Source organism: Tenacibaculum sp. 47A_GOM-205m (assembly GCF_000518405.1).
Taxonomy (GTDB): domain Bacteria; phylum Bacteroidota; class Bacteroidia; order Flavobacteriales; family Flavobacteriaceae; genus Polaribacter; species Polaribacter lutimaris.
Genome location: NZ_JADN01000008.1, coordinates 18,177 through 43,017, shown reverse-complemented (window position 1 = coordinate 43,017; position 24,841 = coordinate 18,177). Strand labels below are relative to the sequence as shown.

The 24,841-nt window shown below is 31.3% G+C and carries 25 protein-coding genes and 1 pseudogene; 11 read left to right on the top strand and 15 right to left on the bottom strand.

Annotated elements, in window-relative coordinates:
- Nucleotides 1–11 precede the first annotated feature (11 nt).
- On the top strand, nt 12–1,109 hold the full coding sequence (gene bioB / locus N534_RS0108955; protein WP_028892164.1) for a biotin synthase BioB: 1,098 nt from the start codon (nt 12–14) through the stop codon (nt 1,107–1,109).
- Between the two features lie 43 nt (nt 1,110–1,152).
- On the opposite strand, the gene N534_RS0108950 is transcribed toward bioB, so the two are convergent.
- Both N534_RS0108950 and N534_RS0108945 read right to left on the bottom strand, forming a co-directional pair.
- Complete coding sequence (locus N534_RS0108950; RefSeq protein ID WP_028892163.1) at nt 1,153–1,731, bottom strand: SAM-dependent methyltransferase; 579 nt, start codon at nt 1,729–1,731, stop codon at nt 1,153–1,155.
- Nucleotides 1,732–1,870: 139 nt separating this feature from the next.
- Entirely contained in the window at nt 1,871–2,926 is a 1,056-nt protein-coding gene (locus N534_RS0108945) for a hypothetical protein (RefSeq protein ID WP_028892162.1), read from the bottom strand.
- Between the two features lie 150 nt (nt 2,927–3,076).
- Here N534_RS0108945 and N534_RS0108940 point away from each other — a divergent pair, with 150 nt between their 5' ends.
- The 4 genes from N534_RS0108940 (at nt 3,077) to N534_RS0108920 (ending at nt 8,094) form a co-directional block, all read left to right on the top strand.
- On the top strand, nt 3,077–3,586 hold the full coding sequence (locus N534_RS0108940; protein ID WP_028892161.1) for an RNA polymerase sigma factor: 510 nt from the start codon (nt 3,077–3,079) through the stop codon (nt 3,584–3,586).
- A 50-nt stretch (nt 3,587–3,636) separates the two neighbouring features.
- Nucleotides 3,637–4,551 (top strand): FecR family protein, encoded by a 915-nt coding sequence (locus tag N534_RS0108935; protein ID WP_028892160.1) that lies wholly within the window; start codon nt 3,637–3,639, stop codon nt 4,549–4,551.
- A complete protein-coding gene (locus N534_RS0108930; RefSeq protein WP_028892159.1) occupies nt 4,541–7,057 on the top strand; it encodes a carboxypeptidase-like regulatory domain-containing protein in 2,517 nt (838 codons plus the stop codon). Before N534_RS0108935 ends, N534_RS0108930 begins: the two co-directional genes overlap by 11 nt.
- Nucleotides 7,058–7,221: 164 nt before the next feature.
- Complete coding sequence (locus tag N534_RS0108920) at nt 7,222–8,094, top strand: cupin-like domain-containing protein (protein WP_028892158.1); 873 nt, start codon at nt 7,222–7,224, stop codon at nt 8,092–8,094.
- Between the two features lie 27 nt (nt 8,095–8,121).
- Here the strand turns inward: N534_RS0108920 and N534_RS0108915 are convergent, their stop codons facing one another.
- The 6 genes and pseudogenes from N534_RS0108915 to panB all read right to left on the bottom strand — a co-directional run bounded on the left by N534_RS0108915 (nt 8,122) and on the right by panB (nt 11,513).
- Nucleotides 8,122–8,499 (bottom strand): hypothetical protein, encoded by a 378-nt coding sequence (locus N534_RS0108915; protein ID WP_028892157.1) that lies wholly within the window; start codon nt 8,497–8,499, stop codon nt 8,122–8,124.
- A 23-nt stretch (nt 8,500–8,522) separates the two neighbouring features.
- Entirely contained in the window at nt 8,523–8,792 is a 270-nt protein-coding gene (locus N534_RS0108910; protein WP_028892156.1) for a TM2 domain-containing protein, read from the bottom strand.
- A gap of 35 nt (nt 8,793–8,827) precedes the next feature.
- Nucleotides 8,828–9,219: pseudogene (locus tag N534_RS14655) on the bottom strand (VOC family protein).
- 1 nt (nt 9,220) lies between these two features.
- Nucleotides 9,221–9,679, bottom strand: a complete 459-nt coding sequence (locus tag N534_RS0108900; RefSeq protein ID WP_028892155.1) for a DUF1801 domain-containing protein — start codon at nt 9,677–9,679, stop codon at nt 9,221–9,223.
- Between the two features lie 24 nt (nt 9,680–9,703).
- The gene (locus N534_RS0108895; protein WP_028892154.1) at nt 9,704–10,642 is read right to left on the bottom strand and encodes a 2-hydroxyacid dehydrogenase; all 939 of its coding nucleotides are present in this window, start codon (nt 10,640–10,642) and stop codon (nt 9,704–9,706) included.
- 52 nt (nt 10,643–10,694) lie between these two features.
- Nucleotides 10,695–11,513, bottom strand: coding sequence for a 3-methyl-2-oxobutanoate hydroxymethyltransferase (panB, locus tag N534_RS0108890; protein ID WP_028892153.1), 819 nt, complete (start codon nt 11,511–11,513; stop codon nt 10,695–10,697).
- A 165-nt stretch (nt 11,514–11,678) separates the two neighbouring features.
- Between panB and N534_RS0108885 the strand changes: the two genes are divergently transcribed.
- The 5 genes from N534_RS0108885 to N534_RS0108865 all read left to right on the top strand — a co-directional run bounded on the left by N534_RS0108885 (nt 11,679) and on the right by N534_RS0108865 (nt 14,682).
- The gene (locus N534_RS0108885) at nt 11,679–12,152 is read left to right on the top strand and encodes a nuclear transport factor 2 family protein (RefSeq protein ID WP_028892152.1); all 474 of its coding nucleotides are present in this window, start codon (nt 11,679–11,681) and stop codon (nt 12,150–12,152) included.
- A gap of 4 nt (nt 12,153–12,156) precedes the next feature.
- Nucleotides 12,157–13,080, top strand: coding sequence for a PD40 domain-containing protein (locus tag N534_RS0108880; RefSeq protein WP_038005927.1), 924 nt, complete (start codon nt 12,157–12,159; stop codon nt 13,078–13,080).
- Nucleotides 13,081–13,095: 15 nt separating this feature from the next.
- Entirely contained in the window at nt 13,096–13,668 is a 573-nt protein-coding gene (locus tag N534_RS0108875; protein WP_028892150.1) for a sigma-70 family RNA polymerase sigma factor, read from the top strand.
- Between the two features lie 4 nt (nt 13,669–13,672).
- The gene (locus tag N534_RS0108870) at nt 13,673–13,933 is read left to right on the top strand and encodes a hypothetical protein (RefSeq protein WP_028892149.1); all 261 of its coding nucleotides are present in this window, start codon (nt 13,673–13,675) and stop codon (nt 13,931–13,933) included.
- A gap of 107 nt (nt 13,934–14,040) precedes the next feature.
- Nucleotides 14,041–14,682 (top strand): O-methyltransferase, encoded by a 642-nt coding sequence (locus tag N534_RS0108865; protein WP_028892148.1) that lies wholly within the window; start codon nt 14,041–14,043, stop codon nt 14,680–14,682.
- 55 nt (nt 14,683–14,737) lie between these two features.
- On the opposite strand, the gene N534_RS0108860 is transcribed toward N534_RS0108865, so the two are convergent.
- Nucleotides 14,738–15,856, bottom strand: coding sequence for a histidine decarboxylase (locus N534_RS0108860; protein WP_028892147.1), 1,119 nt, complete (start codon nt 15,854–15,856; stop codon nt 14,738–14,740).
- A gap of 165 nt (nt 15,857–16,021) precedes the next feature.
- Between N534_RS0108860 and N534_RS0108855 the strand changes: the two genes are divergently transcribed.
- Complete coding sequence (locus N534_RS0108855) at nt 16,022–16,486, top strand: Lrp/AsnC family transcriptional regulator (RefSeq protein ID WP_028892146.1); 465 nt, start codon at nt 16,022–16,024, stop codon at nt 16,484–16,486.
- Between the two features lie 30 nt (nt 16,487–16,516).
- On the opposite strand, the gene N534_RS0108850 is transcribed toward N534_RS0108855, so the two are convergent.
- The 6 genes from N534_RS0108850 to N534_RS0108825 all read right to left on the bottom strand — a co-directional run bounded on the left by N534_RS0108850 (nt 16,517) and on the right by N534_RS0108825 (nt 24,833).
- The gene (locus N534_RS0108850; RefSeq protein WP_028892145.1) at nt 16,517–16,798 is read right to left on the bottom strand and encodes a twin-arginine translocase TatA/TatE family subunit; all 282 of its coding nucleotides are present in this window, start codon (nt 16,796–16,798) and stop codon (nt 16,517–16,519) included.
- A 96-nt stretch (nt 16,799–16,894) separates the two neighbouring features.
- Nucleotides 16,895–17,188: a F0F1 ATP synthase subunit epsilon gene (locus N534_RS0108845; protein WP_028892144.1), complete on the bottom strand. Its 294-nt coding sequence runs from the start codon at nt 17,186–17,188 to the stop codon at nt 16,895–16,897.
- 44 nt (nt 17,189–17,232) lie between these two features.
- Nucleotides 17,233–18,744 carry a F0F1 ATP synthase subunit beta gene (gene atpD, locus N534_RS0108840; protein WP_028892143.1) on the bottom strand — a complete coding sequence of 504 codons (1,512 nt, stop codon included), beginning with the start codon at nt 18,742–18,744 and terminating at the stop codon, nt 17,233–17,235.
- A gap of 169 nt (nt 18,745–18,913) precedes the next feature.
- The gene (locus N534_RS0108835) at nt 18,914–20,281 is read right to left on the bottom strand and encodes an OmpA family protein (protein WP_028892142.1); all 1,368 of its coding nucleotides are present in this window, start codon (nt 20,279–20,281) and stop codon (nt 18,914–18,916) included.
- Between the two features lie 119 nt (nt 20,282–20,400).
- Complete coding sequence (gene kbl, locus N534_RS0108830) at nt 20,401–21,594, bottom strand: glycine C-acetyltransferase (protein WP_028892141.1); 1,194 nt, start codon at nt 21,592–21,594, stop codon at nt 20,401–20,403.
- A gap of 47 nt (nt 21,595–21,641) precedes the next feature.
- Nucleotides 21,642–24,833, bottom strand: coding sequence for an exodeoxyribonuclease V subunit beta (locus N534_RS0108825; protein WP_081728305.1), 3,192 nt, complete (start codon nt 24,831–24,833; stop codon nt 21,642–21,644).
- Nucleotides 24,834–24,841 lie beyond the last annotated feature (8 nt).

The following is a 24,841-nucleotide window of genomic DNA, read 5'->3' as shown; positions in this document are numbered from 1 at the left end:
AACTCGAATTTATGAATGAAATTAGACACGATTGGACGAAAGAGGAAATTCTGGAGGTATACAATAAGCCTTTAATGGAGCTTTTGTACGAAGCTTCAACTATACATAGAAAATATCACGACCCAAACACAGTACAGGTAAGCACCTTAATCTCAATTAAAACTGGTGGATGTTCAGAAGATTGTGGATATTGTCCGCAAGCGGCACGTTATCATACCAATGTTGAAGGAAATGATTTGATGACTGTAAACCAAGTTAAAGCACAAGCTTTACGTGCTAAAGATGGTGGATCATCAAGAGTTTGTATGGGAGCAGCTTGGAGAAATGTAAAAGACGGCCCTGAATTTGACCAAGTGTTAGAAATGGTACGTACTATTAACAAGCTAGACATGGAAGTTTGTTGTACGTTAGGAATGGTAACTGAAAACCAAGCAAAACGTTTAGCCGAAGCTGGTTTATATGCTTACAACCACAATATTGATACCTCTGAAGATTATTACGACGATGTGATTTCTACACGTTCTTTTGATGATAGAATTAATACTATTGAAAATGTACGTAAAACCAACGTAACTGTTTGTTCTGGCGGAATTATTGGTATGGGAGAATCGTTAGAAGACAGAGCTGGAATGTTAGAAACCTTAACTCGTTTTTCTCCACACCCTGAATCTGTACCTATTAACGCATTGGTAGCCGTAGAGGGTACTCCGTTAGAAGAACAACCTCCTGTAAACATTTTTGAGATGATTCGTATGGTAGCAACTGCTCGTATTGTATTACCAGATTCACAAGTGCGTTTATCAGCAGGAAGAACTCAAATGAGTAGAGAAGGTCAAGCAATGTGTTTCTTTGCTGGAGCAAATTCTATTTTCGCTGGAGATAAATTATTAACAACTCCGAATCCTGATATTAATGAAGATATGAGAATGTTTGAAGAATTAGGATTAAATACACAAAAACCATTCTTTAAGCACGAACAAAGAGAATCGGTTGAAGCTAAAGATTCTCAGTTTGAAGCTTTAGGTGAAAATCCAAAATGGACAAGACCTGAACATAAAATTGAACGTAACGAACAAAAGAAGCAAGAAGCTAAAGCTTTAAGAAGTTAATTCTAAGTAACAACATAAAAAATAGCCATCAAGTACTTGATGGCTATTTTTTTATCATTTTTATAAATAATTCCATTCCTTGTCTGCTTTCTGACGAATTATAACAAGGCTCCATACTTCCTTTAAAATACGGTGTAAAATATTCTTCATACTCTCTTTTACTCCCTCCAAAAGGTGGATGGTCTTCATTTAGTATTGCATCAAATAATAAACCTACTAGTTTTCCCCTACCGGTTAATAATTCATTTACTTTTTGTGCATAGTCTGGTCGTAATTCTGGATTGATAGCACAGAAAAAAGTCTGCTCTATAATTAAATCAAAAACACCTTCTAATTCAAAAAAGTTAGCATGAATAAGATTTTCCTTAGGAAAATTAGGAACTCTTTTTTGAATTCTCTTTAAAGGTTCTTCAGCAATATCAACCACAAAAACATTTGAAAAACCTAAACTAAACAAATACTCTGCTTCATACGAATTCCCTCCACCGGGTATTAAAATTCGAAGATTTTTATCTTTTAATTGATCAAAATATTCTTTTAACGGATTAGAAATTTCTCCTAAATCCCATCCTGTTTTATCATTCAAATATTTATTATTCCAAAAAGATTCAGATAATTCAATCATTGTAGTAACTTTAATATACTACAAATTTATAAAATTGAAAATAAAACTAGTAAACTCTATACTATCTTAAGTTTTTATGGCTATCACTTATTTGCGATAACCATAAATTACATTAACTACTACGGAGAAAACTAACCTACAGTCTCTTTAACTCAAGTATAATTGATGAATCTGTTTTGCTTTGTAATGTTAACAAACTACTTGTATAAGCGGTTACAACCCATTCATTATTTAAAACACTAAACACAGTTTCATTTGTAAAATCTAGCTCTAAAAGCACTCTTGTATCAGAATCTACATCATATTCTCCTTCAATATTTTCTAAGGCTGTATTAACAGTATTTCTTGCTATCAATTTTTCTTCGTTTGTAAATTCTATAGTATATTCAGCAAAATCTTCTGCTATATTTACACCACCTGTAACAAAACTTTCAACTATAAAAGTAGCTTTACTAACAATACCTTCTACTTCTTCTGCTTTTTCTTCTGCTAATTCTTCTTCTGCCTCATAAGCAGTACACTCTTCTAGTGCATCTTCAAATTCAGAATCATCATTAATTTGCACAGAAGTTCCGTTGCTTAATGTTACTGTAATTGGGTATTTTATAGAGAATAATTTATCCGAATCTTCTAAATCATCCACAAAACCGTATAATTGTTGTTCCGATTCTACAACTACAGTTCCTGTTTGTTCTAAATTAACATCATAAGTTAATATTGAAATTGGAAAATCTACTTTTGCACAAGAAATTGCGCTTTCCATATCATCAGAAGCATTATCACATTCTTGGTTTAAGTCTTCAAACTCTTCTTGTGATGAAATAACTATTTCTGAATAATCACTCAGTTTTACTGTTATTGGAAAGTTGAATGCTACTGTATCGTCATCATCATTAAACTCATCCATTATTTCTACAGCTAGTTCATAATCAGCTTCATTGTTTATAGTTATTTCAAGGCCATTTACAGTTGCAACAATAGGAAATATTAATTCTGCACATGAGTTTCTATCTAAAAAATCATCTTTAGCCCCATCGTTCATCCCTGTTCTTTTAATTTTTCTTGCAAGTTCTGAAGTTGGTGTAATTGCGTTAGGATTAATTCCTATTTGTTCGTTTTCTTCAGATTGACAAGAAGTAAAACCAACTAAGGCTATGAATGCAAATACTCCTAATAATTTAATCGTTTTCATTTTAAATATTTTTATCCTTTGTTATCTTTTTATCTTTAAAACATTTCTATTTATTTTTAGAACGTTTCTATCATTTAGAAAACTATAAAACATTTTACCCTACTTTTGTTTTTGATTTTTTATTTTTAATTCCCCAAAAAAACAAATTGCATGACTAAAAAATCACTTTGTAACGAAGAAGATTTTAACGAATTCTACAAATCTAATATTCAGTTTATTACTAACTTCTCACATTATAAATCGGGAGATAAAGATACTGCTCTGGATTTGATACAAGAAGTTTTTTTAAAAATGTGGGAAAAATGTTCTGAAATATCATATGACAAAGCCAAATCGTACTTATTTACGAGTGTAAATAACCTTTTTTTAAACAGTTTAAAACATGAAAAGGTTGTTTTAAATTATGCTAAAAGCTCGCCTTATATTGATATTAACAATCAAAGTCCTGAATATTTATTAGAAGAAGAAGAGTTTAAACATAAACTTAAAAAAGCAATTGAAGGTTTAACTGAAGCTGAACGAGAGGTTTTTTTAATGAATAGAATAGATGGTAAAAAGTATAGAGAAATAGCTGAATTATTAAATATTTCTCAAAAAGCAGTAGAAAAAAGGATGTCATCAGCCTTAAAAAAACTGAGATCAAAAATAGATTTGTTATAAGGGTAGGGAAATTTACTTCTTTATTGTCTAAAAGTTAGTTAAGTACAAAAATGAAAGATGAAAAATATATACTAAAATGGTTAAACGGAGAAATCTCTGAAGAGGAACTATCGTTATTAAAACAAGACCCTAATTTCAAAAATCTTGAAAAAATAGCACATTACTCTTCTCAGATAGAAACACCAACCATAGATATAGACAAAACCTTTAAGGAGTTTGAACTTAAAAAAGCGACTACTACCAAAAAAGGAAAAGTCGTTTCATTCAATTATAAAAGATTTTACCAATATGCTGCTACAATAGTAGTTTTATTAGTTTCTTCATACTTCTTGTTTTTTAATGGAACTACAAACTATGACACACAATTTGCAGAAACAAAAACATTTAATTTACCAGATGAATCTGAAGTAATTTTAAATGCTAATTCTACTATTTCATTCAACAAAAAGAAATGGGAAGATAATAGAAGTATACACCTTAAAGGCGAGGCTTACTTTAAAGTAAAAAAAGGGAAATCATTTACGGTAAATACTTCTATTGGAAAAGTTACCGTACTCGGAACTCAATTTAACGTAAAAGAAAGAGCCAACTATTTTGAAGTAAAAACTTTTGAAGGTTTAGTTAGTGTACAATACCAAGACACATTAGTTAAATTAGCGAAAGGGAATATATTTAAGGTAATTAATGGACAAACAGACACTCTAAACACTTTTAACCTTACCAATAAGTCTTGGTTGCAGAAAGAATCGAATTTTAAAAGTGTGCCGCTTAAACTGATTTTAGACGAATTACAAAACCAATACGATTATACTGTAAAAACTAAAGATATAAACCTTGAACAGCTTTACACTGGTGGTTTTACTCATAACGACTTAAATGTCGCTCTTCAAGCAATTACAATTCCTTTACAATTATCGTACAAAATAGAAGGAAAAATAATTACTATTTATAAATATGATAAGTAAGAAACTTAGCCTTGTTTTTATTTTTCTCCTTTCACTAACTATAAAAGCGCAAAACAAAATTGAACTTAAAAGTTTTTTGGTTGAAATAGAAAAACAACACGATGTTAAATTTACTTATTCTGATAAGGATTTAAAAGGAAATGTTATTACTACTCCTCAAAAAAACTTGTCTTTAAGCGAGGTGATTGATTATCTAAATAGTACTACGTTATTTAATTTTAAAGTTTTAAACGATCGATTTATAACAGTTTCTTTTTTAGATAAGAAAATAACCATCTGCGGAAAAGTGATAGACTCGCAAACTCTTGAACCACTTACCTTAGCTTCAATTATAATTAACAACAGCAATATAGGAACTAGTACAAGCTATAATGGAGATTTTGTTTTAAAAAAAGTTCCTATTAATTCAACGGCTACAATTTCTTATATCGGATATAATTCAATTACCTTGCCCGTTGAAGAACTTTTTGAAACTCCGTGTAAAGAAATTGGCCTAAATGAACTTTCAGAAGAACTTTCAGAAATTATCATTCCTAATTTTTTAACAGCAGGGTTACAAAAAAACATTGATGGAAGTACAACATTAAACTCTAAAAAATTTGGGATTCTTCCTGGACTAATAGAACCTGATATTTTAAAAACTATAAAAGTATTACCTGGTATTGAAAGTGTAAATGAAAGTATCGCTAACATTAACGTTCGTGGGGGTACAAACGATCAAAACCTTATGCTGTGGGATGGAATAAAAATGTATCACACAGGTCATTTTTTTGGACTGATTTCTGCTTACAATCCCTATCTGACTAAAAAAGCTACTGTAATAAAAAACGGTACTAGTTCACAATTTAGCGACGGTGTTTCTAGTACTGTAAATATGCTGACCGACAATGAAATTACACGTAGATTTTCTGGAGGTGGTGGTTTTAATTTACTAAGCGGAGATGCTTTTATACACGTTCCTATTTCTAATAAATTAGAAATTCACGCTTCAGCAAGACGATCTTTTACCGATATACTAAATACACCAACTTACAACAATTACTTTGATAGAAGTTTTCAAGAAAACTCTATTGCTTCAAACAAAGAACATAAAACTACTACCAACTTTTACTTTTACGATTACTCTTTTAAGGTTTTATATGATATTAATAACAAACACTCTTTAAGAGCTAATTTAATAAACATTAAAAACAACTTAGACTACACTGAAGAATATACTTCTGAAAATACAACTTTTGAAGAAAACAGCTTACTAAAACAAGAAAATTTAGGAGCTAATATTACATGGAAAACTAATTGGAATAATCGTTTTTCTTCTGAATTATCTACTTTTTTATCTGAGTACACCATTAACTCTTCAGACTTTAACATAGATTCTAATCAGCTGCAAACACAATTCAATAATGTATTAGAAACCGAAATAAAACTACTTACTAAGTATCAATTTTCTGACATTTTAAATTTTACAAATGGAGCTGTTTTTAACGAAATAGGAATTGCTAATAAAACTACTGTAAACGCTCCTTCTTATACCAAATCAGTTAAGGATGTATTACTTAAATCTGCTATTTTTTCTGAACTAGAATATAAAAAGAAAAACACGTATGCTCGTTTAGGTTTACGCGCTAACTATTTCCATGACTTTAATCAATTTTTAATTGAACCTAGAATAAATGTTAGACAAAAAGTAATTAACAACTTATATTTAAAATTAAAAGGAGAATTAAAAAATCAAACAACAACCCAAAAAATGGACTTTCAAGATAATTTTTTAGGGATAGAAAAAAGAAGATGGGTATTAGCAGACAATGATAAGACCCCTATTATTAAAAGTAAACAGGTTTCTTTTGGTGCTGAATTTTCAAAAAACAACTTACAAATAGATCTTACTGGATTCTATAAATTTGTTGATGGGATTACAGCTGCTAATCAAGGTTTTTACAACAATGTGCAAACATTAAACTCTATTGGTAGTTATGAAAGTAAGGGAGTTGAATTCTTAATTAATAAAAAAAGTAAAAAAATCAGTACTTGGTTAAGCTACACTTTTGCAGAAAACGACTATACTTTTAATACTTTTTCTCCTAGCATATTTCCTAGTAGTTTAGACATTACCCATTCTTTAAGCGCTGCATTAAATTACAGCATTACCCCTAAGATTAGACTCTCTGCTGGAACAATTTTACGAAACGGAACTCCATATACGACGCCTGTAGTAGGAAACGAAACTATACAATATGGAGATAGAACTGTTGTAAACTACGACACTCCTAACAAAGAAAGATTAAGAAACTTTTTTAGAGTTAATGCTTCAGGAAGCTATCAATTCAATATTTCTAATAATATTAAATCAACAGTTAGAGTTGGTTTTACTAACATTACTAACAGAAAGAATAGTATAAACACTTACTATGTTATAGATAACAACAGCGAAACTAATGTTAGAAAAGTAAATACTTATTCGTTACCATTTACTCCAAACTTAAGTTTTAGAATAAACTTTTAACTAATTATTTCAGTTTTCGATAGATTTTAAATCTTTACCATCATCTATAATAACCTCCAAAAAACCTCAAAGAATTCAATCATTGTATTAACTTTAATATACCAAAAATTTAAGAATAAAGTGTCGTAACGATTTCTTAACTTTGCTCCTTTAAACAACATGTTATGGGATTAAATCTTTCTCAAATTGAAAGAGTCGAAACAATTACCAAGGAAGACTTTATCAAGAATTATTTTAAACCGCAAAAACCTGTGGTTATCGAACGTTTTATTGAAGATTGGCCAGCATATTCTAAATGGTCTTTAGATTATATGAAAGAAATAGCAGGTGATAAAACGGTACCTTTATACGATGATAGACCTGTTGATTATAAAGATGGTTTTAACGAACCTCATGCTACCATGAAAATGAGTGAGTATGTTGATTTGTTAAGGCGAGAACCTACTAAATTTAGAATTTTCTTATGGAATATTTTAAAGGAAGTACCTCAATTACAAAAAGATTTTAAATTTCCTGATTTTGGTTTAAGCTTAATGAAAGGCTTACCAATGTTATTTTTTGGTGGACGTGATTCGTATACGTTCATGCACTATGATATTGACTTAGCTAACATCTTTCACTTTCACTTTGAAGGAAAAAAGAAATGTATTTTATTCGATCAAAAACAAAACAAATACTTATACAAAATTCCGCATTCGTTAATTACTCGCGAAGACATTGATTTTAACGATCCAGATTTTGACAAGTGGCCTGCACTAAAAAATGCCAAAGGTTATGTTGCTGAATTAGAACACGGAAATGTTTTGTATATGCCTGAAGGATACTGGCATTATATGCGCTATGTTACCCCTGGTTTTTCAATGAGTTTACGTGCTATTGCTCGTAATCCTAAAAACTTAGGAAAAGCTGTTTATAATGTATTTATTATGCGCACAATAGATAATGTAATGCGTCGTATTAAAGGTCAAAAATGGATTGATTGGAAAAACGAACAAGCCATTATTAAAACAAATAAAGCAAATAATATTATTTCATAAAAAAAGCGCCTAATAGGCGCTTTTTTATTATTTCTTTCCAAAAAGTCGTTGAAACAAACTTTTTGTTTTGGTTTTAGTTTCTTGAAATTCTTCTTTAGCATCTTCAGCAAAATCAGCAAGGTGTTCACTAGCTTCTCCTGCAACTTCTGAAGCTTTTTCAGTTATATCATCTAGTACTTCTTTAGCTTCGTTTGTTAATTCGTTCGCCTTTTTCTTAGCTTTTTGAATTGATTCATCGGAAATAATTTCTTCAACTTTTTCTTTTACATCTTCTACTATATCTACAATATGCTCACCTGCTTCTCCAGCTAAACTACTTGCTTCTTCTGTTATGTTATCCATAACTTCTTTAGCTTTGTCTAACCCTTTATTTAAGCCATTATTCGTGTTCTTATTTTCAGACATAGTATAGAATTAAAAAAGAATGTTTAGAACCAACCTCTATGATTTACTTGATACGTTTCAATAAAATCATCATCTGATTTTGTTAAATAAATTATTCCCTCTATAAAAGGAATAATTCCAGCAAATCCACAAGTTATAATTGTAGCAATAATCTGTATAATACCTTCTTTGGTATACCCTAACACAAATTTATGTATCCCAATTGATCCAATTAAAATAGCTAAGATACCTGCTAACACTCGTTTACTTTCTTGATTAGGAACAGTATTCCCATTTTCATCAATTACATCCATTTTTTTAATTTTTAATTTATTAGACGGTGCTAAATTTATAAAAAAGCTTCGTCTTTTGGTTCCCATAACTCAATTTTATTTCCATCTAAATCTAAAATCCAGCCAAATTTCCCATAATCATACTCTTCTATTTTATCAATTACCGTAACTCCCTTTTTCTTAAGATCTTCTAATAACTCAACTAAATTTTCTACTCGATAGTTAAACATAAAATCTTTTTTAGATGGTTGAAAATAGTTGGTATCTTTTGCAAACGGGCTCCATTGTGTAGAAGCTTTCTTTCCTTCATTGTCTTTCCACCAAAACGTACAACCCCAATCATCAGTATTAAAACCTAGGTTATTTTTATACCAATCTTTTGTTGCTTTCGGATCTTCTGTTTTAAAAAAACACCTCCTATACCAGTTACTTTACCTTTTTTCTTCATTTTACTTCTTTTTTACAGCTGATTCATAAATGGAAATCCATTTATCTACAGTCATTTTAGTACAGAGTTCAGCAATTAATTCATATGGTATATCGTCCATCTTTTTAAAACGAATACAACTTTTACCCATATCTAATTTTCTTTTTGAATATTTAGGATATTCTGCTACAAACCAATCATGTAACTCTTTTTCAGCATAAATCCCACTATGGTATAAATTTACTGAATTCTTCTGCGAAGCTAAATTCATAAAAGGCAGCGGAAGTTTAGGATCACAATGATAGCCATCAGGATATTTTGAATGAGGAACATAATACCCAATCATATTATAATTAATTCCTTCTTCAAAACCTTCAGGTAAGTTTTCCTTAATTATATTTCGAAGTTTTTGTAAAACTTCTTGACGTTCTTCAGGAATTTGAGAAATATATTCTTCTACTGTAGATGCTTCATACTTCATGTTACATGAATTTAAAGCTACAAGTTAGCAAAATTTCTCTCTAATTTTATCAACTATTGTTTGTGCTAGTTTTTCCTTGCTTTCTATAGTCCAACCTGCTACATGAGGAGAAAGCAACACATTTTCAGCATTGATTAAATATTTAAAAGCTTCTGGCATTTCTTGATCAGAAAACAGATTTTCGAACGATTTTTTCTCGTATTCTAATACATCCAATCCTGCTCCTAGTACTTTTCCTGACTGTAAAGCCTCAACCAAATCTTTCGTTACTACAGATTTTCCTCTAGCTGTATTTAACAACCAAAATGGTTTTAAAAAACCATTAATAAAGTCTGAATTCACCATTTTCATGGTAAGTTCTGTTTGTGGGGTGTGTAAACTTAAAACATCAACTCTTTTTTGAAGTTCTTCTAAAGAAACTTGTTGAGCATTTTCATCACCTACATCTGGTTTAATATCGTAACAAATTACTTCAACATCAAATCCTCTAAGTTTTTTGGCAAAGGCTTTCCCCATATTACCATAACCAATGATTCCAACTGTTTTTCCATCCAGTTCGATACCTCTATTTTCTTCTCGCAACCATTTACCTTCTCGTACTTCTTTATCTGCTTTATTAAGCTTATTAAATAAAGAAAGCAGCATTCCTAAGGTATGCTCTCCTACTGCATTTCGATTTCCCTCTGGTGCTGATATCAAACGTACTCCTTTGTTTTCAGCATACTCACAATCAATATTTTCTAAACCAGCACCTACTCGTCCTATAAACTTCAGGTTTGTTGCTTTGTCTAAAAACTGCTTATCAATTGTAAAACGACTACGAATTATAATTCCATCGTACTCATTAATTTTTGCTTCAATTTCTGATTTAGTAGAAGTATAATCTTCGTGATTTTCAAACCCTAACTCTTGAAGTTGGTTTAATAGTAAAGGATGGTTTGTATCTAAATGAAGTATTTTCATTTTTATATTCTTTTCTAAAACAAAAAAGCCTTCCAAAGGAAGACTTTTATTATTAATATTGTTCGTTTTCGTTTGGAAAGTCTTTGCTTTTTACATCAGCTATGAACTGTTCAAAAGCATTTGTCATTTCGGTATGTAAATCTAAATATCTACGTAAAAAACGTGGATTGAACTCATGTGTCATTCCTAACATATCATGCATTACCAATACTTGACCATCTACTCCACCACCAGCGCCAATTCCTATTACAGGAATTGTTAATGCTTCTGCTACTTTTTGAGCCAACTTAGCTGGTACTTTTTCAAGTACTATTGCAAAACACCCTAATCTTTCTAACATTAAAGCATCTTGCATTAATTTTTCTGCTTCTTCTTCTTCTTTTGCTCTTACTGTATAAGTTCCAAATTTATAAATAGATTGTGGAGTTAATCCTAAGTGCCCCATTACTGGAATACCAGCATTTAAAATTCGCTTAATAGAATCTTTAATTTCTTTTCCTCCTTCTAATTTAATCGAATGTGCTCCACTTTCTTTCATAATTCGAATAGCAGAACGTAATGCCTCTTTAGGGTCAGATTGATAACTACCAAAAGGTAAATCAACTACTACCAAACAACGATCTATTCCTCTTACAACAGAACTTGCATGGTAAATCATTTGATCTAAAGTAATAGGCAATGTAGTTTCATGACCTGCCATTACATTTGATGCAGAATCACCAACCAAAATCACATCAATTCCTGCGCCATCAACAATTTTTGCCATGGTGTAATCGTATGCTGTAAGCATCGAGATTTTTTCTCCGTTAGCTTTCATCTCAACAAGAGACTTTGTAGTAATTCTTTTATATTGTTTTTTTGCTACTGACATTTCTTTTGTTTTATAGATTGTAAAAATACACAATTATTCACTGGTTTTATTTATTACATTTTTATAACCTTTTTGATTCCTTTTTTTTAATGCCGTTAATCTTCTGTTAATTAAATTATCGCCCTATATTTTTTTAATAGCTTTACTTTACTAAATCAAACTAAAATGCAAAAAATATTCACTTTACTTATTGTTTTTGTACTTTCTACTGTTGTAAACGCTCAAGAAGACCTTCAAAAGAAAGCTATAAAAAACACCATTGAAACCTTTTTTGAAGGCTTGCATAAAGGAGACAGTTCGATTGTAAACACTACTTTACATCCAACAATTACTATTCAAACTACATTTACCAATAAAGAAGGTAAAAATGTATTAGTCACTGAAAATAAAAGCAAATTACTAACTAGTATTGCTAATAAAAAACCTGAACACACTTATTTAGAAAAACTAATATTGTGGGATATAAAAATTGATGGGAATTTAGCTTCTGTATGGACTCCTTATGAATTTTATTTAAACAATAATTTTAGTCATTGTGGAGCCAATTCATTTCAACTTTTTAACAATAATGGGAAATGGGAAATCATCTATTTAGTAGATATGAGACGTAGAAATGATTGTGAAGCCAATAAACAATAACTATATGAAAAAGCTTAGCTTATTTTTTTTACTTTTTTCTTGTTTCAGTTTTGCTCAAGAATCTAAATTGTTTCATCCAGAATTATTTAGCGGTTTACCAAATGTCAGAGATTTTTCAATGAGTAAAAATCAAGATGAGTTTTACTTTACTGTAGAAAGCTACTTAAAAGAATATTCATTTATAGCTTATTCAAAAAAAATAAATGGAAAATGGCAAAAACCTGAAGTGGTTAATTTTTCTGGACAGTATAAAGACTTAGAGCCTTTCCTTTCTCCTAACGGATTACAACTTTTTTTTGCTTCTAACAGGAAAGATAGCAACTCTGGAGAAGTAAAAAATGATATGGATATATGGTATGTAACCAGAAACTCTTTGTATGATAAATGGTCGAAACCCATAAATATTGGAACTACAGTAAATACAAATGCTGATGAATTTTATCCTTCAGTAACCGAAAAAGGTGATTTATTTTTCACTGCGGAATACAAAGACAACACCAAAGGAAAAGAAGATATTTATGTTAGTAGATTAGTTAATGGAGAGTACACTAAACCAACTCCACTAAGTTCTGGAGTGAATTCAGACAAGTATGAATTTAATGCCTTTGTAGCTCCTGATGAAAGTTTTATCATTTTTACTTCTTATGGTAGAAAAGATGATTTAGGAAGAGGCGATTTGTACATCAGTAAAAAAGGAAGTAATAACGAATGGTTACCTGCTAGTCATTTAACAAATATTAACTCTAATAAACTAGACTACTGCCCGTTTGTCGATTTACAAACTAACACATTGTATTTTACTTCTAGTAGTTCATCTATTCCTAAAGTGCTTCCTAAAAAAATGACTTTGTCAGAGTTTCAAAAGTATTTAAACACAAATCCTAATGGATTGAGTAGAATTTATGTTAGCCCATTCATTAAAAAATAACCTATCTTTGAAAAAATGAGCCAATCGAATCCTTCAAATATTTTATTTCCTGATAAATGGGTAGACAACTATGCTGACTACTTGTTTAATTACGCAATTGCTCGTGTAAATAATTCAAATATTGCTAAAGATTTGGTACAGGAAACCTTTTTTGCTGGATTAAAATCTGCAAAGAATTTTGAAGGAAAATCTAGCGAAAGAACCTGGTTGGTTTCAATTTTAAAAAGAAAGATTATCGATTATTATCGAAAAATAAATTCTAAAAAAGGACAAGCTGAAATTAGAATGAACTTTTATGATAGTGGTGATAACGAAGGAAATTGGATTGAAGAACGTGTTCCTCAATCATGGAACAATGAAGCTGAAAAGAACATTGAAAATGAAGAACTTAAAAATCAGCTAGATAAATGTATTGATAGTCTTCCTGAAAAATATGCAATGGTTTTTAAAATGAAAACTATTCAACAATTTGAAACAGAAGATATTTGTAAGGAACTAAATATTACTCCGTCAAACCTATGGGTAATGATACATAGAGCAAGAACACAACTAAGAAATTGTATGGAGCAAAACTGGTTTAATAAGTAAAAAGATGTTTAAATTTTTTAAAATTACATGTGATGAAGCTACTACTATTTGTGATAAAAGTCAATATGGTGAGGCGTCAGTATATGAAAGAATGCAACTTAGTTGGCATTTACTAGTTTGTAAAATTTGTATTTTATACTCTAAACAAAACAGAAAAATATCTGATATTTTAAAATTAAAATCAGACGATTGTAAAAAAAACAACTCTTGTTTCTCTAAAAAAGAAAAAGAGGATTTAAAAGAACAATTAAATAACTTTAATTAACAAGTTTGGTTTTTATAACCAATTTTTGATTTTTTGTTAGATTGAAACGGAATTTATTGTAGCGATAAATTCCGTTTTTTTAATTTTGCCCCAGAAAAAATAATCATATGCACTTTTTACCAGAAAAACTAGATAATTATGTTGTTCAGCATTCTCAAGCTGAACCTAAACTACTACAGGAGTTAAGCAGAGAAACTTGGCAAAAAGTATTAAATCCGCGTATGCTAAGTGGTGCTTTTCAAGGTAGGGTTTTATCAATGATTTCTAAATTAGTACAACCCACGTCAATTTTAGAAATTGGAACTTATACTGGGTATTCTGCTTTATGTTTAGCAGAAGGGTTGGCAAAAGGCGGTATGATTCATACCATTGATAAAAATGAAGAATTGGAAGAATTGCAACACAAATATTTTCAAAAATCGGAATACAGGGATCAAGTAACTCAATATGTTGGAAATGCTATAGATATTATTCCTACAATTGACACTAAATTTGACTTAGTATTTATCGATGCTGATAAATCTAACTATGTGAATTATTTTCATTTAATCATTGAAAAAATGAATAAAGGAGGTATCATTCTATCAGATAATGTACTTTGGAGTGGAAAAGTAATTGAGGAACTAGACCCTAAAGATATAGACACTAAAATTCTTTTAGAATACAATAGACTCTTAAATGAAGATAGTCGCTTAGAAACCGTTTTACTACCCATACGAGACGGATTAACGATTAGCAGAGTGTTATAAAAGACAAAAGCAAACCCGAAGGTTTGCTTTTTTACTTTATGGATGTGATATCGATTTAATTATGAGTTAATCTTTCAGCAATAAATAACTCTTTTGCATAGTCTTCAATAAAAGCATCTATTTGCCATTTTTCGATACCAGGAACACATATGATATGCGCCATATCATTTTCTGAAGCTAACTGGTACTTTTTACACAAAACATCTGAAGGTTTATCTAATACAACTGTTAGCGCTTCGTTATTTCTCCAAGCATTAATACCTATCTCTTTTAATTTTTGTTCTGTGTAAGCCGCTAACTCTTGTGATTTTTTTGCTCTTGAGATTAATCCTTCTTTCCCATGTTTTTCAATAAAAGCCCACAATAATAAAGGAGTTAATCCATTTCTTGAACCTGTAATAGTTGTATCTAAAGTTCCTACATACGAAACAGAATTTACAATTCTATCTCTATGTTTTCGTTTTGCCAAAACTATTCCACAGGGTATTGGTCCGCCAATAAACTTATGTCCAGATATAGAAATACTATCAATACCTTCAGCAAAGTCAAATTTAGGTTTCGGATCAACAAAAGGAGCTATACATCCTAAAAAAGCAGCATCACAATGAATGTAATAATCTTTGATAGCATACTTTTTAATAATTGCTTTAATTCTGTCTAAGTCATCAACAGCTTCTGTCATGGTAGTCCCTATATTTAAAAAGAAAACTGCTGGTTTATCCCTATGTAATGTTATAAGATTCTCTAAATCTTCATAATCGATTTCTCCATTATCTTGACTTCTTACAACTATGTTCTTTAAATTTAATAAGTGTAAATTCTTTTTTACACTATAATGTGTAGACTCACTATAATAAACCACAGGGTTATTAAAACTCTCTCTCGCTAAATACAAGCCATAAAGATTTCCTTCTGTTCCTCCATTGGTTACATAACCCCACACATCTTTAGTTGAGGAAGATAATATATTAGCAAAAAAGCCAACTACTTCTCGCTCTATATCTTTTGTATCTATAGATAAAGTAGAAGGTGATTCTGGATCGCCTACATTATTAATACATAAGTTTAAAAAAGGTGCAAATTCACTATAATTGAAGTCCTTTGCTAAAGGATACCCAAGAAAATGTGATGAAGCATCACTAATTCTATCATAAATTTCTTTTATTCTACTCATATCTAACTACTTTAAATAGTATTAAATCACTTAACAAATATATTATTAAAGTATAAAAAACTACACTAACACTATCATTAAAGAAAAAACACCTATTTTTAAATTTTAAAAAGATTAAATCTCTATTTAACTTCTGAAAATCACTTTAAAACAGAAAAACATACCATGCATCAACTAGATAGTGTAGATAAAAAACTTTTAGAAGAACTACAAAAAGACTGTAAGCAATCTATAAAACAACTAGCTAGCAAAGTAAATCTATCTATAACGCCTACTCATGAGCGTGTAAAAAAGATGGAAGCTAACGGAATAATAGATAAATATATTGCTTTAGTAAACTTAGAAACAATTGACAAAAGTTTAATTGTTTATTGTCAAGTCACCTTAGTAAAACATCAAGAAACTGCATTTAAAGAGTTTGAAGAGTATATGTCTAAAATAGATGAAATCTTAGAAGTCTCTTACATAGCTGGTGTCTATGACTTCTTACTAAAAGTCGTTTTAAAAGACATGAACGAATATCAAGATTTTGTATTGAAAAAGTTATCGCAATTAGAAGTAATTTCGAACATTCAAAGCTCGTTTGTAATGAAGCAAGTAAAAAATACTACAAAAATAAAATTGACATAGTTCTTACGTACTATGTCAATTTTATTTGATTTAACGGCTTCTTTTTATAGGGCCTGTAAAATCATCAATATTATCTTTTACTTCGTTAATTTCGTTGTTTATATCTTTAACAAAATCTGTGTCTATACCTTGATTTTTTGCACTGTCATTAATCTCTCGTTTAATGTCATTTGTTGCATCTTTAATTTGACGCATTCCTTTTCCTAGTCCTCTTGCTATTTCAGGGATTTTATCAGCTCCAAACAACATGACTACGATTAATAAGATTACAAAAATCTCTGGTCCTCCAATAAATAAAAATATTCCATTCATCACTGCAAAGATAGTTAAATTCAATGTTCTATACTTTATTGAATAAAAAAAAGCAACCAAGTTTGGTTGCTTTTTATTTTATAATGATAAAATGTATTAGTCTGCAAGAATAATCACTTTATTATCTTTCATTTCTATGGTTCCTGATTTGATTTTTAAAGTTAAAACTTTATCATCTTCTGGCAACCTTTCAATGCTTCCATGTAAATCATCAAAAACTAAATGCTCTTGAGTATGTACATGTACTTTTACTCTTCCTTCATTTAAAATAGACACCACAGGTGCGTGATTATTTAACATTTGGAATTCTCCATTTACACCTGGTACTACTACAGAATCAACTTCTGATGAAAATAAGATAGCTTCTGGTGTTACAATTTCTAAATACATATTTTAATGCTTTAGGGCTTTAAGCTATTGCTTAAGGCAATTAATTACGCTTCAGCTAACATTTTTTCTCCAGCATCAATTGCTTCTTGAATCGATCCTTTTAAGTTGAATGCTGCTTCAGGATACTTATCTAATTCACCATCCATAATCATGTTGAATCCTTTAATAGTATCTTTAATATCTACTAATACTCCTGGTATTCCTGTAAACTGCTCTGCTACGTGGAATGGTTGAGATAAGAAACGTTGTACACGACGTGCTCTGTGAACTACTAATTTATCTTCTTCAGATAATTCTTCCATACCTAAAATTGCGATAATATCTTGTAATTCTTTATAACGTTGTAAAATTTCTTTTACTCTTTGTGCACAGTTATAGTGCTCATCTCCTAAAATATCAGCAGTTAAAATTCTTGAAGTAGAATCTAATGGATCCACCGCTGGGTAAATACCTAACTCGGCAATCTTACGAGATAATACTGTAGTAGCATCTAAGTGAGCAAACGTTGTTGCTGGTGCTGGATCCGTTAAATCATCCGCAGGTACATAAACCGCTTGTACAGATGTAATAGATCCTTTCTTAGTAGAAGTAATACGCTCTTGCATTGCTCCCATCTCTGTTGCTAATGTTGGTTGGTAACCTACCGCAGATGGCATACGACCTAATAATGCCGACACCTCAGAACCTGCTTGTGTAAAACGGAAGATATTATCTACGAAGAATAATACGTCTTTTCCTTGAGCTTCACCAGCTCCATCACGGAAATACTCAGCAATTGTTAATCCAGATAAAGCTACACGAGCACGTGCTCCAGGTGGCTCATTCATCTGACCGAATACGAAAGTTGCCTTTGAATCTCTCATTCCAGCTTTATCAACTTTAGATAAATCCCATCCTCCATCTTCCATAGAGTGCATGAAATCATCACCATATTTGATAATTCCAGATTCTAACATCTCACGTAATAAATCGTTTCCTTCACGAGTTCTTTCTCCTACACCTGCAAATACAGATAAACCTCCGTGTCCTTTTGCGATGTTGTTAATTAACTCCTGAATTAATACTGTTTTTCCTACTCCTGCTCCTCCAAATAATCCAATTTTACCTCCTTTAGCGTAAGGTTCAATTAAATCGATTACTTTAATCCCTGTAAATAATACTTCGGTAGAAGTTGATAACTCTTCAAACTTTGGTGCTTGACGGTGAATTGGTAAACCAGCTTCACCTTCTTTAGGTAAATTTCCTAATCCATCAATTGCATCACCTGTTACATTAAATAAACGACCGTAGATATCGCTACCTATTGGCATTTGAATTGGGTTACCAGTAGCAATTACTTCTTGCCCTCTTTGTAAACCATCAGTTGCATCCATAGAAATAGTACGAACTGTATCTTCACCAATATGTTGTTGAACTTCTAAAACTAAAGTTGAACCGTCTGCTTTTTTAATTTCTAATGAATCATAAATCTTTGGCAATTCAGCGTTTTCTGTATTAAACTCAACATCGATTACTGGACCAATAATTTGAGAAACTTTACCTGTTATTGTAGACATTACTATATGTAATTAAAGTTATATTATTTACTATATGAGTTTTAACTCATTTTTTCAAGGTGCAAAGGTAATTTTTTTAGTGGAATTTAAAAAACCTTTCGAAGTATTTTTCCATAAAAAAAAGCCTCACTAATGTGAGGCCTTTATTGATGTTATAATTGTAATTAAATTATTTTACTAATTTAATCTCAACACGTCTGTTTTCAGCTCTACCAGCTCTAGTTTTGTTGTCAGCGATTGGATAATCTTCACCAAAACCTGCAGAAGTTAATCTATCAGCAGCGATTCCTCCTTTAGCAACTAAATAATCTAAAACAGCTTTAGCTCTTTTTTCTGATAATTTTTGGTTTAAAGTATTAGATCCTGAACTATCAGTGTGTCCTTGGATACTAAAGTTAGCCTTAGGATACTCTTTCATAATTCCTGCGATTAAATCTAATTTACCAGTAGTACCAGTTCTGAAAGTAGATTTACCTGAGTTAAAGTAGATAGCTCTTGCAAATTCGTTTAATTGCTTAACAGCTTCTTCTTTGATTACTACTTCTGGACATCCGTTGTTAGATGCTACACCAGCTTCGTTTGGACATTTATCATCTTTGTCTAATACTCCGTCTCCGTCAGTATCTGGCCAAGGACATCCGTTGTTAGCAGCTGGACCAGCAGTGTTAGGACACTTATCTTTTCCGTCTACAACACCGTCTCCGTCAGCATCAGGACATCCGTTGTTAGCTTTAGTTCCTTTTTCAGTTGGACAAGCATCATCTTTATCAGCAATACCATCTCCATCTGCATCAGGACATCCGTTTAAAGCAGCTAAACCAGCAACTTCTGGACATGCATCGTCAGAATCTTTGATTCCGTCTCCGTCAGTATCAGGACACCCGTTGAATTCTTTTAAACCAGCAACTTCTGGACATGCATCATCTTTATCATAGATTCCATCTCCGTCAGTATCTTTACCTCCAAATCTAAACACTAAACCAGCTGAGTGTTGGAAGTGGTTCATTACTTTATCAGCAAACTCTTGCTTATATCCTGATTGGAAGTTTAATCCTAAGTTATCGTTAAACCAAGTATTAAATCCTAAACCTCCATTTAACATCCCTTCTCCTTCATCGTCAACAGAAGTATAACCTCCACCAACATAGATATACGGATCAAACCATCCAGTTTGACCAAACAAATTGTTTAGATCATACTTAACGTTGGCATCAATTGCCCAGTAAAGCATATCTGAATCATTCTCTTCATAAACAGTCTCGATTTTGTTTAACGATCCTGCTAACTGTAATGTAAAACCATCATTCAAGTATCTATCAACAGTTACTCTTGAAATTGACGGTAAGATATTCCAGTCACTAGTACCTATGTAATCCGCACCTAATTTTTCGACAGGAACATTATTAGTCCAAGGATAATTAAAGTCAACAACGTTAACTCCAAAACCAACTGCCCAAGGATTGTTCGAATCCTGTGCGCTAACGTTTACTGCGGCAAACGCAAATAAAGCCATCACAGCTAATTTTAATTGTTTCATTATTAAAAATTTAAATTAAAAGTTCGTTTATATATTACGCAAATGTAAGTTGTTAAAACTTATTTACAAAAACAAATCTACAAAAACTTACAACAAATGCAAGTTTTTGAATAACTAATTTATATCACGTTCAACTCTTTCCCCACCTTTATAAATGCATTTATTGCCTTATCTAAATGCTCTTTTTCATGTGCTGCTGAAAGTTGCACACGAATTCTTGCTTGCTCTTTTGGTACTACAGGGTAAAAGAAGCCAATTACATAAATACCTTCATCTAACAGTTTATTTGCCATTACTTGCGACAATTTTGCATCGTATAGCATTACAGGTACAATAGCAGCATCAGCCCCTACTAAATCGAAACCTGCTTTTTCCATTTCACTACGAAAATAATTGGTATTCCATTCTAATTTATCACGTAATGTAGTATCATTAGATAATAAATCAAATACCTTTAATGAAGCTCCTACAATTGCTGGTGCTAATGAGTTTGAAAATAAATACGGACGTGAACGTTGACGTAAAATTTCAATAATTTCTTTTTTACCTGTAGTATATCCTCCCATGGCTCCTCCAAGTGCTTTACCTAAGGTTCCTGTAACAATATCTACACGATCCATTACATTTTTCAACTCTACAGTTCCACGCCCCGTTTTTCCAATAAACCCAGCTGCATGACATTCATCCACCATCACCATAGCGTCATATTTATCTGCTAAATCACAAATTTCATCAAGCTTTGCTACAATTCCGTCCATAGAGAAAACACCATCAGTTACAATAATTTTAAAACGATGTCCCTGTTTGTTTGCTTCAATTAACTGTTCCTCTAAAGAAGCCATATCATTGTTGTCATACCTATAACGTGCCGCCTTACACAATCGAACTCCGTCAATGATAGATGCGTGATTTAAACTATCAGAAATAATTGCATCTTCACTTGTTAAAAGTGGTTCAAAAACACCTCCGTTTGCATCAAAAGCTGCTGCATATAATATGGTATCTTCTGTGGTATAAAAATCAGCTATCTTTTGCTCTAATTGCTTATGGATATCTTGTGTACCACAGATAAAGCGTACTGATGACATTCCAAAGCCGTGTGTATCCATAGTATCTTTTGCTGCCTGAATTACTTCTGGGTTATTTGATAACCCTAAATAATTATTGGCACAAAAGTTAATTACTTCTTCTCCTGTTGAAATTTTTATCACAGCATCTTGAGACGAGGTAATGATACGTTCTGATTTATACAATCCAGCATCTTTAATATCCTGGATTTCTTGTTGTAATTGTTCTTTTATTTTTCCGTACATAATTTATGTTTGAAAGTTGTTTGCTATAAAAAGGTCAAAGTTAGTTTTTAAACTTCTTCAACCAAAATTTCTTCATCAATATATACAAGCAGTTTTTTTTGCACCTTAAAATTCATTGTTTTCAATACTCTTTCGTATTTCAACAATTGTTGATGATAGGTTTTAAATGGTTTCCCTGTTTTATAATCAATAATTGTAATTTGATTTTCTGAATCAAAAACTAACCTGTCTGGAATTATAATTTGGTTATCAATATCTACAATTTCTCTTTCATTAAACACCACAACGTTATCTGAAAAATATTTTTCCAGCTCTGGATGATTTACGATTTGCTGTATGTTTTTTATTACTTCAGATGATTTTTCTTGAGGCAAAATTCCTTGTTGTTCATAACGATAAACAACCTTTTCAATATCGTCTTTTGTAATAATTTCTGCCATCATTTCATGAATCAAATTACCAAATTCAATAGCTTTACCCTGTTCAGTATCCCATAATTTAGAGGCACTCGCCAACATATGAATGTTATGTTCTTGCCATGGTGTAGAAATAAACATTTCTTGAATTTCTGCAGCATTCACATTTTCCTTACGTTCACTCATTCTTTCAGGATTTCCAATAGTATACTCTAACTGTTCTTCTTCCCATAAACCTTGAACTTTTAGATAATTAATAAAGACTCCAGAATAAAAGTTAGTATTTTCTTCTCCTTTAGATGATATTTTCTTTTCTGTAACAACATATAATTGCTCTACAGCTCTAGTTAGCGCTACATATAGCAAGTTAAAATTATCTAACTCTAATTCTTCTCTTTGTTGCTGATAAATTTCGGAACCTCGATCGTTTACATAATTTAAATCTTTACCAAAAGGAATCAACAATTCTTTAAACCCGTCAAAACTCTCAGGTAATTCATCTAACCAAACTTTAGGGTTTACTTGTCTATACACATCTAAATCATATGGAAAAACCACTACTGGAAATTCCAATCCTTTTGATTTATGAATCGTCATAACCTGCACTGCATTTCCACTTTCTGGAGCTACAATACTTAACTTGTCTTTTTTTTCTGACCAAAAATCTAAAAACTCTTGAACACTTGTGCCCTTTCTTTGCTGTTCCAACACAACATCTAAAAAGAACTGCACATATGCATCTGAAGATGTAACTAATTGAAAACCTCGAATAATTTCTTCTATTTTCTCATAAAAAGGCAGCTGATGAAAGGTTGATAACTCAAATGAAGTTCCGTAGCTTTTTAATTGTTGAAAAATTATTTCGTTGGGTTGATGTATCAACTCAGCTATAAAAGAATGTTTAGCTTTTGCAACTTTTAAATGCTCTTGTAAAAAACAAAGCACTTGAAGACAAGTTTCTTTATCATTCGGATGTTGAATTACCTGCAACACATCCATTACAAAGTTAACTTTTGAGCTATTTTCTAACAATAAAGTCTCTGAAGAGATAATGTCAATTCCGTTTTCTGACAGATAATTTGCAACTGCAATTCCATCTTTCTTTTTACGAACTAAAATACATATTTCATTCAACGAAAACTGAGTTGAAAGATTTTTTACAACCTCTAATACCTTCTTCGGGTATTTTATCAACTCCTCTTCTTTATCTTCTTCTTTATCTAAAAAAGTAAGTGATACAAATCCTCCTTTTTTTGCATTCTCTAGCTGTTTGTTTCCATCAACAAACAATTGTTTATACGATTCATTTTGTAAGAAGTTTGCTGTATGTTGAAAAAACTGATTGTTAAAATTAATTACCTCAGCATAACTTCTAAAATTGGTTTCTAAGGTTTTTACTTCTTTTGGAACATGAAACGGATTGTCTTTCTCTGACCCTAATCCTATAAACTGCTCAGATTTTCCTCCTCGCCAGCGGTAAATTGCCTGTTTACCATCACCTACTAATAGTAAATTACTATTTTCTTGCGCCAACGCATTATCAATTAACGGAATTAGATTTTGCCATTGCAGCATTGACGTATCTTGCATTTCATCAATAAAATAATGCATAAATCGCTGCCCTATTCGCTCATAAATAAATGGCGCTGGTTGGTCTTTAATATTATCAGAAATTAACTGATTAAACTCAGCGTTTAACCGTAAATTATTCTCTTCTTTTAAATGTGAAAGTTCTTGGTTGATGTTATTTAAAACCGCTAATGGAATAAGGCTTTTCAAAGCCAAATTATTCATTAAAAATTGTTGATACATTTGTTCAGACTCCGTATACAACTTTAAGAGTTCTGGCAAAACTCCTTCAATAGCTGTCTTTACATCATCTGATTTTGATTTAGCATAAAAGTTATTCTCTTCAATTCGTTCTCGAAGAGCACTTTGGTCGAAAAACTTTGCTTTTTCTGGGTTTTGAGCCAGTGCTACAAAATGATTAGGCAACATTGAACGATAAAAATCGTTATGCGCCAGTTGCATTCCTTCTATTATTTTTAAGGCTTCCTCACCAATTTCTTTCCAACGCTTTTTTATTTCTTTTTGATGCTTGGACAACTTCGCTTTTAAGTTGGTAAAATCAGCAAGTTGTTTATTGGCTAATTTTCGAAAATGCTTTGTATCATCTTCATTCAGTAAGATTTTAGAAAACTCGTTTAGTTCACGTGAAATATCCCACGATTTATCGTCATCTGCTTTATCGAGGGAAAAGTCAATCAGTATTTTTGTTAAAGCTTCATCGGTTCCTATTTTTGAAATGAGCACATCTACCGCCTCATTTAGTAACGAACCCGCATCCATTTCAACTTCAAAGTTAAGCGGCAGCCCTAAATCGTAAGCAAAGCTCTTGATTATTTTATGTGTAAAACTATCAATCGTAGTAATTGAAAATGCAGCATAATTCCGAAGGATTTCGTCTAATATTTTTTTGCTTCGTTCTTTTACAACGATTCGATCTAGTAAAGTTTCTTCTAAAATAATTTCAAGTAAATCATTGCTTTCTCCTTCTGAAAAAACTTGCAAATTATGCAATACACGTTCTTTCATTTCGCCAGCAGCTTTATTGGTAAACGTAATTGCTAATATTTTTTGAAAACGAAAAACATCTTCAGATTGTAGCAATACCTTTAGATACTCTTTTACTAAAGTAAAGGTTTTACCACTACCCGCTGAAGCGTTATATACTTGAAAAACAGATGGATTTTGAAGCAAAATGATAATATAATTAAGCAAGCAATTTACCAAAAAAAAGATTCCCACTTTCACAGGAATCATAATTTTAT